The organism is Aeromicrobium flavum (assembly GCF_007992115.1).
Classification (GTDB): domain Bacteria; phylum Actinomycetota; class Actinomycetes; order Propionibacteriales; family Nocardioidaceae; genus Aeromicrobium; species Aeromicrobium flavum.
This window is the reverse complement of sequence record NZ_BJZQ01000003.1, coordinates 146814-161509: the sequence shown is the minus strand read 5'-3', so window position 1 is coordinate 161509 and position 14696 is coordinate 146814. Positions and strand designations below refer to the sequence as shown.

At 71.9% G+C, this 14696-nt stretch carries 13 protein-coding genes; 8 read left to right on the top strand and 5 right to left on the bottom strand.

Annotated features, from left to right (window positions below):
• The first annotated feature begins 24 nt into the window (after window positions 1–24).
• Window positions 25–2358: a DNA helicase PcrA gene (gene pcrA / locus AFL01nite_RS05250; RefSeq protein WP_146826145.1), complete on the top strand. Its 2334-nt coding sequence runs from the start codon at window positions 25–27 to the stop codon at window positions 2356–2358.
• 55 nt (window positions 2359–2413) lie between these two features.
• Here the strand turns inward: pcrA and AFL01nite_RS15450 are convergent, their stop codons facing one another.
• Window positions 2414–3451: a M23 family metallopeptidase gene (locus tag AFL01nite_RS15450; RefSeq protein ID WP_222593396.1), complete on the bottom strand. Its 1038-nt coding sequence runs from the start codon at window positions 3449–3451 to the stop codon at window positions 2414–2416.
• 282 nt (window positions 3452–3733) lie between these two features.
• Between AFL01nite_RS15450 and sucC the strand changes: the two genes are divergently transcribed.
• Window positions 3734–4897: an ADP-forming succinate--CoA ligase subunit beta gene (sucC, locus tag AFL01nite_RS05240; RefSeq protein ID WP_146826143.1), complete on the top strand. Its 1164-nt coding sequence runs from the start codon at window positions 3734–3736 to the stop codon at window positions 4895–4897.
• Window positions 4898–4906: 9 nt separating this feature from the next.
• Window positions 4907–5803, top strand: a complete 897-nt coding sequence (sucD, locus tag AFL01nite_RS05235; protein ID WP_146826141.1) for a succinate--CoA ligase subunit alpha — start codon at window positions 4907–4909, stop codon at window positions 5801–5803.
• 63 nt (window positions 5804–5866) lie between these two features.
• Here the strand turns inward: sucD and AFL01nite_RS05230 are convergent, their stop codons facing one another.
• Window positions 5867–7681, bottom strand: coding sequence for a SigE family RNA polymerase sigma factor (locus AFL01nite_RS05230; RefSeq protein WP_146826139.1), 1815 nt, complete (start codon window positions 7679–7681; stop codon window positions 5867–5869).
• A gap of 73 nt (window positions 7682–7754) precedes the next feature.
• Here AFL01nite_RS05230 and AFL01nite_RS05225 point away from each other — a divergent pair, with 73 nt between their 5' ends.
• The 3 genes from AFL01nite_RS05225 to purH are packed head-to-tail and all read left to right on the top strand — an operon-like array spanning window position 7755 to window position 11051.
• Window positions 7755–8879: a cell division protein PerM gene (locus AFL01nite_RS05225; protein ID WP_146826137.1), complete on the top strand. Its 1125-nt coding sequence runs from the start codon at window positions 7755–7757 to the stop codon at window positions 8877–8879.
• Entirely contained in the window at window positions 8860–9498 is a 639-nt protein-coding gene (purN, locus tag AFL01nite_RS05220) for a phosphoribosylglycinamide formyltransferase (RefSeq protein WP_246119592.1), read from the top strand. Before AFL01nite_RS05225 ends, purN begins: the two co-directional genes overlap by 20 nt.
• A complete protein-coding gene (purH, locus tag AFL01nite_RS05215) occupies window positions 9495–11051 on the top strand; it encodes a bifunctional phosphoribosylaminoimidazolecarboxamide formyltransferase/IMP cyclohydrolase (RefSeq protein ID WP_146826135.1) in 1557 nt (518 codons plus the stop codon). The genes purN and purH overlap by 4 nt, the downstream gene beginning before the upstream one ends.
• On the opposite strand, the gene AFL01nite_RS05210 is transcribed toward purH, so the two are convergent.
• The gene (locus tag AFL01nite_RS05210; RefSeq protein ID WP_146826133.1) at window positions 11023–11703 is read right to left on the bottom strand and encodes a TetR/AcrR family transcriptional regulator; all 681 of its coding nucleotides are present in this window, start codon (window positions 11701–11703) and stop codon (window positions 11023–11025) included. The two genes, purH and AFL01nite_RS05210, sit on opposite strands and share 29 nt — an antisense overlap.
• Window positions 11704–11770: 67 nt before the next feature.
• On the opposite strand from AFL01nite_RS05210, the gene AFL01nite_RS05205 reads away from it, so the two are divergent.
• Window positions 11771–12634 (top strand): bifunctional methylenetetrahydrofolate dehydrogenase/methenyltetrahydrofolate cyclohydrolase, encoded by an 864-nt coding sequence (locus AFL01nite_RS05205; protein WP_146826131.1) that lies wholly within the window; start codon window positions 11771–11773, stop codon window positions 12632–12634.
• Window positions 12631–12897, top strand: coding sequence for a DUF3017 domain-containing protein (locus AFL01nite_RS05200; protein ID WP_146826130.1), 267 nt, complete (start codon window positions 12631–12633; stop codon window positions 12895–12897). Before AFL01nite_RS05205 ends, AFL01nite_RS05200 begins: the two co-directional genes overlap by 4 nt.
• 72 nt (window positions 12898–12969) lie before the next feature.
• On the opposite strand, the gene AFL01nite_RS05195 is transcribed toward AFL01nite_RS05200, so the two are convergent.
• Window positions 12970–13959, bottom strand: coding sequence for a malate dehydrogenase (locus AFL01nite_RS05195; RefSeq protein WP_146826128.1), 990 nt, complete (start codon window positions 13957–13959; stop codon window positions 12970–12972).
• Window positions 13960–14033: 74 nt separating this feature from the next.
• On the bottom strand, window positions 14034–14684 hold the full coding sequence (locus tag AFL01nite_RS05190; RefSeq protein WP_146826126.1) for a hypothetical protein: 651 nt from the start codon (window positions 14682–14684) through the stop codon (window positions 14034–14036).
• Window positions 14685–14696 lie beyond the last annotated feature (12 nt).

Genomic DNA, 14696 nt, shown 5'->3' with positions numbered 1-14696 from the left:
CTCGCGACTACGCTGGATCCTGCGATGACCCTGCCTTTCCCCGTGCCTTCCGCCCGCCCCACCCGTCCCGGTCCCGGCGACCCCGACGCGACTCCGGCGAAGCGCCGCACCGCACGGTCCGACGAGCTGCTCGAAGGCCTCAACGACGCCCAGCGCACCGCGGTGTCCCACACCGGCGGCCCGCTGCTGGTCGTGGCGGGCGCCGGCTCGGGCAAGACCCGCGTGCTGACCCGCCGCATCGCCTGGCTCATCGCCGCCCGCGGCGCCCACCCGGGGTCGATCCTCGCGATCACCTTCACCAACAAGGCCGCGGCCGAGATGCGCGAGCGTGTCGCCGAGCTCGTCGGCGGTCGTGCACGGATGATGTGGGTCTCCACGTTCCACTCCGCGTGCGTGCGCATCCTGCGGCGCGAGGCCGAGAAGTTCAGCTACACCTCGTCGTTCAGCATCTACGACGCCGCCGACTCGCGCCGCCTCATGACGCTCGTGTGCAAGGACCTCGGCCACGACCCGAAGAAGGTCAACCCGCGCGCCGTCCTGAACTGGGTGTCCAACCACAAGAACGAGCTGGTCGACCACGAGGAGGCGGGGCGCCGCGCCACCAACGGCACCGACGAGACGTACGCCCAGTGCTACGCCGAGTACCAGCGCCGGCTGCGCGCGGCCAACGCCATGGACTTCGACGACCTCATCATGAACACCGTGCACCTGATGCAGGCCTGGCCCGAGGTGCGCGAGACCTACCGCCGGCGCTTCCGCCACGTGCTGGTCGACGAGTACCAGGACACCAACCACGCGCAGTACACGCTGATCAAGGAGCTGTGCGACCAGGACTCCGACCTCATGGTCGTGGGCGACTCCGACCAGTCGATCTACGCCTTCCGCGGCGCCACGATCCGCAACATCCTCGAGTTCGAGGACGACTTCCCCGACGCCACCACGGTGCTGCTGGAGCAGAACTACCGCTCCACCCAGAACATCCTCGCCGCCGCCAACGGCGTCATCGCCCGCAACCCGGGCCGCCAGGACAAGAAGCTCTGGTCGGCCGAGGGCGACGGCGAGCTGCTGGTCGGGTACGTCGGCGACGACGAGCGCGATGAGGCGCAGTACATCGCCGACGAGATCGACCGCCTCTCCGACCAGGGCATCGCGGCCGCGCGCGACGTGGCGGTCTTCTACCGCACCAACGCCCAGAGCCGCGTGTTCGAGGAGGTGTTCATCCGCGTCGGCCTGCCGTACCGGGTCGTCGGCGGCGTCCGCTTCTACGAGCGCAAGGAGGTCAAGGACGCCCTGGCCTACCTGCGCGTGCTGGTCAACCCGCGCGACGCCGTCTCGATGCGTCGTGTGCTCAACGAGCCCAAGCGCCGCATCGGCGACCGTGCCGAGGGCGCCCTCGAGCGCTTCGCGAGCCGCCACGACGTGAGCTTCTGGGAGGCGATGACCCGCGTCGACGAGATCGACGAGCTGGCCACCCGGTCGCGCACCGCGATCTCGACGTTCGCCACGACGATGGCCGAGCTGATGGAGCTGGCCGCCTCCGGGGCCCCGGCCGACGCCGTGCTCGAGGCCGCGCTGACCCGCTCGGGCTACCTGACCGTCCTGGAGAACAGCACCGACCCGCAGGACGAGACCCGCGTCGAGAACCTCGCCGAGCTGGTGGCGGTCGCCCGCGAGTTCGTCGCGTCGGCGGCCACGCTCGAGGAGGGCGAGGAGCCCGATCCCGACGTGCTGCTGGCCGCCGGGTCGCTCGACGCGTTCCTCGAGCGGGTCGCGCTCGTCGCCGACGCCGACTCGCTGCCCGACGCCGAGGACGGCGTCGTCACGCTGATGACCCTGCACACCGCCAAGGGCCTCGAATTCCCGGTCGTGTTCCTCACCGGACTCGAGGACGGGGTCTTCCCGCACCTGCGGTCGCTCGGCGACCCCGCCGAGCTGCAGGAGGAGCGCCGCCTGGCCTACGTCGGCATCACCCGTGCCCGGGAGCGGCTCTACCTCACCCGCGCCACGGTGCGTTCGGCGTGGGGCGCACCGTCGTACAACCCGGCGTCGCGCTTCCTCGACGAGATCCCCGCGACGCTCATCGACTGGAAGCGCGAGGCGAGCGCCCCGACCGAGTGGACCCCCCGCACGCCCGCGGCGTCGTTCCGGTCGTCCACGGTGGCGGCACGCTCCAGGAAGAAGTCGAACGCCGAGGTGGTGTCGCTGACGCCCGGCGACCGCGTCACGCACGACAGCTTCGGGCTGGGCACGGTCGTCACCGTCGAGGGCACCGGGCAGAACTCCGTGGCCAGCGTCGACTTCGGTTCGGCGGGGGTCAAGCGACTGCTGCTGCGCTACGCGCCGCTCGAGAAGCTCTGACGAGCAACGCCGCCCCCCAGCGACCGGGTGGCGGCGTGCTGTGAGGTGTCCGAGGTCAGGGGTTGACGCCGTGCGACTGGAGCACGGCGGCCGGGTCGACGGCTGCTCCGCCGCCGGGGTGGACCTCGAAGTGCAGGTGCGGGCCCGTGACGTTGCCGGTGGAGCCGGTGGCGCCGATGACGTCACCGGGGGCGACCTTCTTGCCGACCTCGACCTGGATCGCGCTCTGGTGGCAGTACCAGATCTCGGTGCCGTCATCGAGGGTGATGATCGTGCGGTTGCCGTAGGCGCCCTCGTAGCCGGTGGAGGTCACGGTGCCCGCGGCGACGGCCACGAGGGTCGAGCCCGAGGGACCGGCGAAGTCGAGGCCGGTGTGGCGGCCGCTGCTCCAGTAGCCGCCGCCCTGGCCGAAGCGGGCCGTGATGCGGTAGCCGACCACCGGGATGACCCACTGGTTGCGGATGATCTCGTTCTGGCGCGCCTGGACCTTCTTCTCGGCGTTGGCCTTGGCGATCTGCTGGGCCTGCAGCGGCTTCTGGACCGCGAGCTCGCGGTCGTAGTTGCGCGAGACGTCGACCGCGTTGGTGGCGTTGGCGCCCACGTAGCTCTTGGCCAGCGCGGCGTCGGCGCCGGCGAGCAGGCCGGGCGACGTGACGCTGAGCGAGCCGACCGCGGCGATCGCGACGGCGGCGGCACCGGCCAGCAGGCGGGTGCGGCTGGAGGCGGCGGCCGCACGACGGGCGGCGCGGCGGGTGCCGGGGATGCGGCCCTCGGGCAGCGCGCCCACGGCGGGGAAGGTGATGGTGTCGTCGGCGGCGGGCGGCTCGGGCAGCGAGACGGCCGGGGCGACCCGAGGAACGGTGGCGGCGACGGCAGCGGCGCGACGGGTGCCCGCCACGGGGGTGGGGCGCTTGGCTCGACGGCCGACCGCGTAGGTCTGCGACATGGCGTCGGGGACGACCGCACTGATGGTGACGGTGGCGTCCTGGTCGGTCTCGACGGGGCGCACGGCTCGGCGCGAGCCGACGCGGCCGGTGCCAGTGGCGTCCGGGGTCGACCGACCGCTCGCTCGGGAGCGATCGACTTCGGCCATACGGGTGAGCCTCCGGGGGGTCAGGCAAACGGACTCGCCGAGTCTAGGGGAACCGGGGTCCGCGATTCCAACCCTTCAGAGAAGTGAATCGGGGTTAGGGCACGGATAACAGAGGAAAGTCGAACCCGCACGTCCAGATGACGGGACGGTGTTTCAACTCACGTTTACACAACCCACGCCTCAGAGCGCTGTTCGCGCCCGGTAGAGTCGCGAGCGCTTCGGCGACGTCGCGTCCACGGCGCCCGCCGAACCACAGCGAATCCCACCATTAAGGACGTCACCGTGGATCTGATGGAATATCAGGCGAAGGAGCTCTTCGCCAAGCACAACGTCGCGACCACCCTCGGCACCGTGGTCACCACGGCCGAGGAGGCCAAGGCCGCCGCCGAGCAGATCGGCGGCGTGACCGTCATCAAGGCGCAGGTCAAGGCCGGAGGCCGCGGCAAGGCCGGAGGCGTCAAGATCGCCAAGACCGCCGATGAGGCCTTCGAGCACGCCTCGAACATCCTCGGCATGGAGATCAAGGGCCTCACCGTCAACCGCGTGCTCGTCACGCCGGCCACGCCCCCGGTCGAGGAGTACTACTTCTCGTTCCTGCTCGATCGCGCCAACCGCAGCTACCTGTGCATCGCGAGCGTCGAGGGCGGTGTCGAGATCGAGGAGGTCGCGAAGACCAACCCCGAGGCCGTGCGCCAGATCCCGATCGATGCCGGCACCGGCGTCGACGAGGCCAAGGCCCGTGAGATCGTCGCCGACGCGAAGTTCCCGGCCGAGCTGGCCGAGCAGGCCGTCGAGATGATCCAGGCCCTGTGGAAGGTCTTCGTCGAAGAAGACGCCACCTTGGTCGAGGTCAACCCGCTGGCTCGCCTCGAGGGCGACAAGCTGGAGGCCCTCGACGGCAAGGTCTCGCTCGACGAGAACGCCGAGTTCCGTCACCCCGACCACGAGCAGTTCGTGGACAACGACGCCACCGACCCGCTCGAGGTCAAGGCCAAGTCGAAGGGCCTGAACTACGTCAAGCTCGACGGCGCGGTCGGCATCATCGGCAACGGCGCCGGGCTGGTCATGAGCACGCTCGACGTGGTCGCGTACGCCGGCGAGGCGCACGGCGGCGTCCAGCCGGCCAACTTCCTCGACATCGGCGGCGGAGCCTCGGCCCAGGTCATGGCCGACGGCCTCGACGTGATCCTGAACGACTCGCAGGTCAAGAGCGTGTTCGTCAACGTCTTCGGCGGCATCACCTCGTGTGACGCGGTCGCGAACGGCATCAAGGGCGCCCTGGAGATCCTCGGCGACGAGGCCTCCAAGCCGCTGGTCGTGCGCCTCGACGGCAACAAGGTCGAAGAAGGTCGCGCGATCCTCAACGAACTCAACCACCCGCTGGTCACCCTCGTCGACACCATGGATGGTGCCGCCGACAAGGCCGCCGAGCTCGCGAACGCATAAGGGACGAACATGTCGATCTATCTGAACTCCGACTCCAAGGTCATCGTCCAGGGCATCACCGGCGGCGAGGGCACCAAGCACACCGCCCTGATGCTCAAGTCCGGCACGAACGTCGTCGGCGGTGTCAACGCGCGCAAGGCCGGTACCACGGTCACGCACGTCGACGCCGACGGCAACGACGTCGAGCTGCCGGTCTTCGGCAGCGTCGCCGAGGCCATCGAGAAGACGGGCGCCGACGTGTCGGTCGCCTTCGTCCCGCCGGCCTTCACCAAGGACGCCGTCATCGAGGCCATCGACGCCGAGATCGGCCTGCTGGTGATCATCACCGAGGGCGTGCCGGTCCAGGACTCGGCCGAGTTCTGGGCGTACGCCCAGGGCAAGAAGACCCGCATCATCGGCCCGAACTGCCCGGGCATCATCAGCCCCGGTCAGGCGCTCGCCGGCATCACGCCGGCGACGATCGCCGGTGCCGGCCCGGTCGGCCTCGTGTCCAAGTCGGGCACGCTGACGTACCAGATGATGTTCGAGCTGCGTGACTTCGGCTTCACCACCGCCATCGGCATCGGCGGCGACCCGATCGTCGGCACGACGCACATCGACGCCCTCGAGGCGTTCGAGAACGACCCCGACACCAAGGCGATCGTCATGATCGGCGAGATCGGCGGCGACGCCGAGGAGCGGGCGGCCGAGTACATCAAGGCCCACGTCACCAAGCCGGTCGTCGGCTACGTGGCGGGCTTCACGGCCCCCGAGGGCAAGACGATGGGCCACGCCGGCGCCATCGTCTCGGGCTCCTCGGGCACGGCCCAGGCGAAGAAGGAGGCCCTCGAGGCCGCCGGGGTCAAGGTCGGCAAGACGCCGTCCGAGACCGCCGCCCTGATGCGCGAGATCCTGCAGAGCCTCTGACACCCGTCAGCACGAAGCCCCCGCGACCTCACGGTCGCGGGGGCTTCGTCGTTCGGTGGGGTGTCACTGCGGGGCGTAGGCGAGGCGCTCGCCGGCGCGGCTGAGGACGCCGCGGAAGTCGTCGCCGGAGAGGGCGTACTTGCCCGCGGGCGGGAAGAGCACCTGGGTGAGGTGCGCGCCGCGCCGGACGATGCCCATCCGGTAGTACACGACCTGGTCCTTGCCGATCTCGAGGCCGATCCGCCACGTCCGGCCGCGGAAGCCGGGGCCCGAGACCTTCTCGTCCTCGTCGACGGCGGCCGGCAGCTTGCTGTCGGGGCAGTCCTCGACGCGGCGGACGACGTCGTCGTAGAACTTCTTCGCCGCCTTCGGGCTGCTCATGGTGGCCGCGGTCTGGGTCAGCGCGAACTGCGCGGGCAGGACCCGCGCCTCGGGGATCGCGAAGACGCGCGACTGCGCCGACACGACGGTCTTGCCGGTGAACGTCGCGTCGTCGCACAGCGTGGCGGTCGGGTTCTGGTCGGCCGTGGGGATCGGGGCACTGGCGCTCCAGACACTGTCGATCGTCTTGACCGGCGGGAGGTCGACGACGCCGAGGAACTGCGGGAACTGGGCGGCCGCCGGCGGCAGGGCCCGCGACACCGTGAACCGGGTCGAGCAGTCGCCACCGGAGTCGGCGCACACGCGGCTGATGGACTCGTTCAGGACCCGGGCGAACTGGCGGACGTCCGTGCGCTTGGTGCCCGGCGACTCGTGCACGAGCGCGCTGGTCAGGGCACCCGACTGCGCCAGTCCCACCGTGATGAAGCGCGCCGGCGAGCGGTACGACTGCAGGCGCAGGATCTGGAAGTCGCCGAACGGCCGCTCGACGCGGTAGGCGTCGACGAGGCGGGTGCGCGGGTGCTGGCACCCGGCGTAGAACGACACGAGGCGGCCGAACGCGGCCTCGGAGGCCTGCTGCGAGCGCGAGACCTCGATGGACTGCGCGACGCGACCCTTGCGCGAGTTGGAGAATGCGCGGACGAACACCTTGAGCGGGTCGGGGTCGCCGAAGCGCGTTGTCGGACACGTGGCGTACGGGGTCGTGTTGGAGGCGCCGGTGTCGGTGCCGTCGACCGCCCACTTCACGTCGGGCCTCAGGCTGGCGACCTCGCCGGGCGACAGCAGGTCGTCGGTGCCGATGTTGTGCGAGTCGAGCACGATGTCGCGCGACTCCGCGCCGATCTTCTCGCGGTCGGGCAGGGCGGACTGGCGGGCCATCGCGTCGCCCTGGGCGACGAACGCGCCACCGATGAGGGTGACCGCGAGCGCGCTGGCCACGGCCATGACCGTGTTGCGCCGGGCCCCGCGGGTGGCCGAGCGGCGCACCTCGGCGGCGGTGGGCAGATCGAGGCCGGCCGTGACGATCGCCAGGGCGCGCATGCGCTCGACGACCTCGTCGATCGAGGCGCCGAGGCCCTCCTCGATGCGGGCGAACCCGCGAGAGGCCAGCTCGAGCGCGGCCTCGTCGTCGACGCCCACCTCGTGGGCGGCCTCGTCGAGGTCGACGTCGGCGATCGTCATGAGGCTGATCAACCGGCGCGACGCCTGCTCGAGGTCGGTGAGCTGGTCGAGCAGGGCCTGGTCGGTGGTGTGCGGGCGCCGCTTGCGCCACAGGTGGGTGCCGCGGCTGAGGGCGGTGCCCTTCCACGCCTCGGCGCGGGCGAAGGCGGCCGGGTCGGCCGCGGACACGCGTGCCCACTGGCGCCACGCGTGACGGTAGGCCTCGATCGTCGCGTCGCGCGCGATGTCGCGATCACCGCACTTGGCGTACGTCGTGACGAGGGTCACGCGCTGCGTGGAGGAGTAGAAGGCGTCGAACTCGTCGACCCGCGTCATCCGTCCGCCCTCCTTCGATCCGCCCCGGCGTGTGCTGTCAGGATCGCCGCCACAGTACCGGTTGGATGGTGAGGTGCCTGAGTCCCGTGCTGCCGATCACTGGCGCCCGGCGATCCTCACCGCCGTCGCCAGCGCGGTCATCAGCGTCCTGATCGCCGGCGTCGCGGCGTCCGCTGCGGGCGTCGCAGGCTCCACCGTCGACGTCGTCCGCACCGCCGTCCGCGCGTGGCTGGTGGCCGTCGGCGCGACGCTGACGACGGGCCAGACGCGGATCGACGTCGTGCCGATCGGAGCCACGATCCTCGTGATCGCCCTGGTCCTCACCCTCACCCGGCTCGCCCTGCGCACCGCCATCGTCGACCCCGGCGCGTTCGGCGCGATGACCGGCGGCGTGGCCGGTGTGCTGGCGGGCATCTGCTCGGCCGCCACGATGACCGACGCCCACTCGACCTCCTTCGTCCGTGCCGCCTTCGGCGCGTTCGTCGTCGTCGGCCTGCCGGCCGCCTGGGGCGCCTCGCGACGCTCCGGCATCGCCTGGCTGGGTCTCGCCCCGCGCTGGACGCCCGTGGCCGACGGCGCCGCCACCGGGGTGATCGGCCTGCTCGGCGGAGCCACGGCGCTGACGCTCGTCATGCTCGTGCTGCACCTCGACCGCGCGGCCGACCTGTGGGCCACCCTCGACCCGGGCGGACCGGCGCTGCTCGGCCTGATGTGCCTGCTGGCGCTGCCCACGCTCGTGCTGTGGACGACGTCCGTGCTCCTCGGACCGGGCTTCACGCTGGGGGACGACACCTCCGTCGACCTGGCCGGCAGCGCGCTGGGCCAGGTGCCCGGCTTCCCGCCGCTGGCCGCCCTGCCCGACCCCGGCCCGTTCGGCGGCTGGGTCGTGGTGCTCACGCTCATCCCCCTCGCCGCGGGCGTCGCCGCCGGCGTCGTGGCGTTCACGGGCATCCCCGCCCGGCAGCGCGCGTGGGGCCGTGCGGCGGCCGACGGCGCGCTCGCGGGCGCCGTGGGCGGGCTCGTCGTGGGCGTCCTCGTCGAGACCGCGCGCGGGGGTCTCGGGCCGGGCACCCTCCAGTCGGCCGGGCCGGCGGCGTGGCAGAGCCTGCTGGTGGCCGTACCGCTGCTGGCGGCGGGCGGGGCCCTCGGTGCGATCGGCGCCCACTATCGTTCTGCACGTGACCGCGCCTCGTCCTGAGCCCGCCCGGCTCGTGGTGCTGGTGTCGGGATCCGGCACCAACCTGCAGGCCCTGATCGACGCCTCGGCCGACCCGGCCTACGGCGCCCGGATCGTGGCCGTGGGCGCCGACCGCGACGGGATCGAGGGACTGGCCCGGGCCGAGCGCGCCGGGATCACCACCTTCGTCGACCGCGTCGCCGACCATCCTGACCGCGCGGCGTGGGACGCGTCGCTGGCCGAGACGGTCGCCGCGCACGCCCCCGACCTGGTCGTGCTGGCCGGGTTCATGAAGCTGGCCGGTCCGGCCTTCCTGGCCCGCTTCGGCGGCCGGACGGTCAACACCCACCCGGCCCTCTCCCCCGCCTTCCCCGGCATGCACGGCCCCCGCGACGCGCTCGAGTACGGCGTCAAGGTGACCGGAGCGACGCTGTTCGTCGTCGACGCCGGCGTCGACACCGGGCCGATCGTGGCGCAGGTCGCCGTCCCGGTCGCCGAGGACGACGACGCCGCCTCCCTGCACGAACGCATCAAGACCCACGAACGCGCCATGCTCGTCGAGTGGGTGGGCCGCCTCGCCCGCGAGCCCTGGACGATCGACGGCCGCCGCATCCGCTTCCACCCGAAGGAACAGTCATGACCGACACCCGCCCCATCCAGCGCGCCCTCGTCTCGGTGTACGACAAGACCGGCCTCGCCGAGCTGGCCACCGCCCTGCACGCCGCGGGCGTCTCGATCGTCTCGACCGGCTCGACCGCGAAGACGATCGAGGCCGCGGGTGTCCCCGTCACCCCGGTCGAGGAGCTGACCGGATTCCCCGAGTGCCTCGACGGCCGCGTGAAGACGCTGCACCCGCGCGTCCACGCCGGCATCCTGGCCGACCGGCGGCTGCCCGACCACGAGCGCCAGCTGAACGAGCTCGAGATCGAGCCGTTCGACCTCGTGATCGTCAACCTCTACCCCTTCCGCGAGACCGTGGCCTCCGGCGCGACGCCCGACGAGGTCGTCGAGCAGATCGACATCGGTGGGCCCTCGATGGTGCGGGCCGCGGCGAAGAACCATCCCAGCGTGGCCGTCGTCGTGTCCCCCGGCGCGTACGGGGACGTCACCGAGGCGCTGGCGCAGGGTGGCTTCACGCTGGAGCAGCGCAAGCGGCTCGCCGCGCAGGCGTTCGCCCACACCGCCGCGTACGACGTCGCCGTCGCCTCCTGGTTCTCGTCCGTCCACGCCCCGGCCGACGACGAGCGGTTCCCCGCGTTCGCCGGTGCGACGTGGGAGCGCTCCACGGTGCTGCGCTACGGCGAGAACCCGCACCAGCCCGCCGCGCTCTACACCGACGGCACGGGCGGCCTGGCCGGCGCCGAGCAGCTGCACGGCAAGGAGATGTCCTACAACAACTACGTCGACACCGATGCCGCGCGGCGTGCCGCGTTCGCCCACGACGAGCCCGCCGTCGCGATCATCAAGCACGCCAACCCGTGCGGCATCGCCGTCGGCGACGACATCGCCCAGGCGCACGCCCGTGCCCACGCCTGCGACCCCGTCTCGGCCTTCGGCGGCGTCATCGCCGCCAACCGTCCCGTCACGGTCGCGATGGCCCAGCAGGTGGCCGAGGTCTTCACCGAGGTGATCGTCGCTCCGGACTACGAGGACGGCGCGGTCGAGGTGCTGCAGGGCAAGAAGAACATCCGCATCCTGCGCTGCCCGGCCCCCTCGGCCGAGTCGCCCGTCGAGTTCCGCCCGGTCAGCGGCGGCGTGCTGCTGCAGCAGCGCGACCTCGTCGACGCCGAGGGTGACGACGTCGGCACGTGGACCCTGGCGGCCGGCGAGCCCGTCGACGACGCCACGCTGGCCGACCTCGTCTTCGCCTGGCGCGCCTGCAAGGCGGTCAAGTCGAACGCCATCCTGCTGGCCAAGGACGGTGCGTCCGTCGGCGTCGGCATGGGTCAGGTCAACCGCGTCGACTCGTGCCGCCTGGCCGTCGAGCGCGCCGGCGAGGAGCGCGCGCGCGGTGCCGTGGCGGCCTCGGACGCGTTCTTCCCGTTCGCGGACGGACCGCAGATCCTGATCGACGCCGGCGTCACGGCCATCGTCCAGCCCGGCGGGTCGGTGCGTGACGCCGAGACGGTCGCCGCGGCGGAGGCCGCCGGCGTCACGATGTACGTCACGGGGACGCGGCACTTCTTCCACTGAGGACCTGCTCGCGGTGCGCCGCCAGCATCTGCGTGCCGGCCTCGGCGCCGGTCAGGTGGCCGACGATGAGGTGGCGCAGCGCGCGGACCACGTTGGCGGCCTCCTCGGCCTCGGTGTTGACCGCCGCGGAGCGGCGCAGCGCGACACCGGCGACGACCGCGACCATGTCCTCGGCCAGGCCTTCGGCGTCCTCGATGCCGCCGCGGTTCAACACCCCGACCAGCACGTCGGTGGCGGTGGTGAGCGCGGTGACCGCGGCCTCGCGCAGCTCGGGGTCGCGCGCCGCGCCCAGGATCACCGCGAGCTCGCGGGTGGCGGTGGTGGGCGGACGCTGGTCGAAGACGTTCCCGGCGAACCGGACCGACGAGTCCTCGGTGATGAGCGCGACGAGCCCCGTCACGTCGACGTCGGCCAGGCCCTCCATCGTGGCCAGCCACCCGTCGATGTGGTGCGTCAGGGCCTCGCGCAGCAGTTCGTCGATCGTCGCGAAGTAGTAGGTGGTGGTGGCGGCGGGCAGGCCGGCGGCCGCGGCCACGGCACGGTGCGTCACGGCGCGCGAGCCACCCTCGACGAACAGGTCGAGGGCCGCGTTCAGCAGCGCCTCACGCCGTTGGCGGCTGCGCTCCTGGGACAGCTGGGCGCGCGAAGTCATGCCCGCAGTCTAGGCACCCGGGACCGTCGGGGCGGGACGAACGCACCCGCGTGAAACACTGGGGTCCGTGACCGCCCAGACCCTCGACGGCAAGGCCGTCGCCGCGACCATCAAGTCCGAGCTGCGTGAGCGCGTCGACGCCCTCCGCGCCCGTGGGATCACCCCCGGCCTGGGCACCATCCTCGTCGGCGACGACCCGGCCAGCCGCTGGTACGTCGGCGCCAAGCACAAGGACTGTGCCGAGATCGGGATCGAGTCGATCCGCATCGACCTGCCGGCCGACGCGAGCCAGGCGGAGGTCGAGGCCGCGGTCGACCAGCTCAACGCCGACCCCGCCTGCACGCTCTACATCGTGCAGCTGCCGCTGCCGAAGGGCCTGGACGAGAACGCGGTCATCGGCCGCATCGACCCGGCCAAGGACGCCGACGGCCTGCACCCGACCAACCTCGGCTGGCTCGTCCTCGGCAAGGCCGCTCCCCTGCCCTGCACCCCGCGCGGCATCCTCGAGCTGCTGCGTCGCCACGAGGTCGAGATCGCCGGCAGGCACGCCGTCGTCGTCGGCCGCGGCATCACCGTCGGCCGACCGATGGGCCTGCTGCTGACGCGTCGCAGCGAGAACGCCACCGTCACCCTGTGCCACACCGGCACGCAGGACCTGGCCGCCGAGGTGCGCCGCGCCGACATCGTCATCGCCGCCGCCGGCGTGCCGGGCATCATCACCGGCGACATGGTCAAGCCCGGAGCCGCCCTGCTCGACGTGGGCGTCAGCCGCGACGAGGACGGCAAGATCGTGGGCGACCTCGCGCCGGACGTGTGGGAGACCGCCGGCTGGGTCACCCCCAACCCCGGCGGCGTCGGCCCCATGACGCGCGCCATGCTGCTCAGCAACGTCGTCGACTTCAGCGAGGCCCAGGCTGAGGACGCCGGGTGAAGCTCCCCCGCAGCAACGGGTCGCGGATCTACCTGCTGCACCTGGTGGCCGTGGCGGTCGGGCTCGTCCTGGTCGCCGTGGGGCCGTGGCGCGCCGGGATCACGGTCATCGGCGCCTCGTTCCTGGTCGCCGCCGCCGCACGCACGGTCGTGCCGCTGGACCACACCGGGATGCTGCGCGTGCGCGGCAAGGCGTTCGACGTGCTGTGGATGGGCTTCCTGGGCGCGGCACTGGTGGTGCTCGCCATCGTCGTGCCGGGCTGACGCGGCCCGGCGACGTCCCCGACAACGACGCAGGGCCGCCCCGAAGGGCGGCCCTGCGTACGTGCTGCTGGATCAGATGAGGCCCAGCTGGGTCACGGCGTCGCGCTCCTCGGCGAGCTCGGCCACGCTGGCGTCGATGCGCGCCCGGCTGAACTCGTCGATCTCGAGGCCCTGGACGATCTCCCAGTCACCGTTCTTCGTGGTGACGGGGAACGAGCTGATGAGGCCCTCGGGCACACCGTAGGAGCCGTCGGAGGCCACGGCCATCGAGACCCAGTCGTTCTCGGCGGAGCCACGCAGCCAGTCACGGGCGGCGTCGATCGTGGCCGACGCGGCCGAGGCGGCGCTGGACGCGCCCCGGGCCTCGATGATGGCCGCGCCGCGCTTGGCGACGGTGGGGATGAAGTCGTTCTCGATCCAGCCCTGGTCGCCCACGACCTCGGCGGCGTTCCGGCCGGCGATCTCGGCGTGGAAGATGTCGGGGTACTGGGTGGCCGAGTGGTTGCCCCAGATCGTCATCTTGGAGATGTCCGCGACCTTGGCGCCGGTCTTGGCGGCCAGCTGGCTGATCGCGCGGTTGTGGTCGAGGCGCGTCAGGGCGGTGAAGCGCTCGGCCGGGATGTTCGGCGCGTTCTTCATCGCGATGAGGGCGTTGGTGTTCGCCGGGTTGCCGGTGACGCCGATGCGCACGTCGTCGGCCGCGACCTCGTTGAGGGCCTTGCCCTGCGCCGTGAAGATGGCGCCGTTGGCCTCGAGCAGGTCGCCACGCTCCATGCCCTTGGTGCGCGGGCGCGCACCGACGAGCAGGGCGAGGTTGACGCCGTCGAAGATGTGGTTCGGGTCGTCACCGATCTCGACCGAGTCCAGGGTCGGGAACGCGCAGTCGTCGAGCTCCATCACGACGCCCTCGAGCGCCTTCAGAGCCGGCGTGATCTCGAGCAGCCGCAGCTGGATCGGGGTGTCGGGGCCGAGCAGCGAGCCGCTCGCCAGACGGAAGAGAAGGCTGTAGCCGATCTGGCCGGCGGCGCCGGTGACGGCCACCTTGACAGGAGAGGTGCTCACGTCGATGTGCTCCTTGTGTGGGGTGTCTGTTGTCGAAACTAGCGCAGGACGGATTCAGGCCCGCCACCGCCCGGTCAGAGATCGTCGATCTCGTTGTCCAGCGAGATCCAGTCCTTCGAGTCCTGGACCGTGGTCCGTCCGCCGCGGGTGACGTGCAGGGATCCGTCGACGGCGTGCAGCTCGTAGCGCGTGCCGTCGGCCTCGGCGACGTAGACGTCGCGGCGCCAGTCGTACTCGCCCGGCAGGTCGACCGCGTCGCCGTCCTGCTGCTTGACCACGACGCGGAAGCGGTCGCCCACGGCGTCACGGCCGCAGACCGAGGTCTTGGCGCCTGAGGTGGTCGACTTGTAGAGGATCACCGGGTAGTCGCCGCCGCAGGCCAGCGAGAGCCCGTCCTTCTGCTGCTCGGCCTTCGTGACGGGCTGCTGGCCGCAGTCGGGCAGCAGGCTGTCGCCCTGGGTGCCGTCGGCGTTGAAGCGGGTGTCCTCGTCCTCGCACGCCGCCGGGGCGGTCGGTGCCGTCGTGGGCTCGGTGGTGGGGGCGGGGGCCGGCGCCTCGTGGCTGGGATCGGCGGAGAGGACCGGCTCGCTGGGGGTCGCGGAGGCCTCCGGGGTCGCTCGCTCGTCTCCGGAGTCACCGGAGGAGATCATGTACCACCCGAACACCCCGAGCGTGGCCACGACGGCCAGCACGAGCAGGACCGGGCGTGCAGCGCGCCAACTCATCGCTCCAGCCTA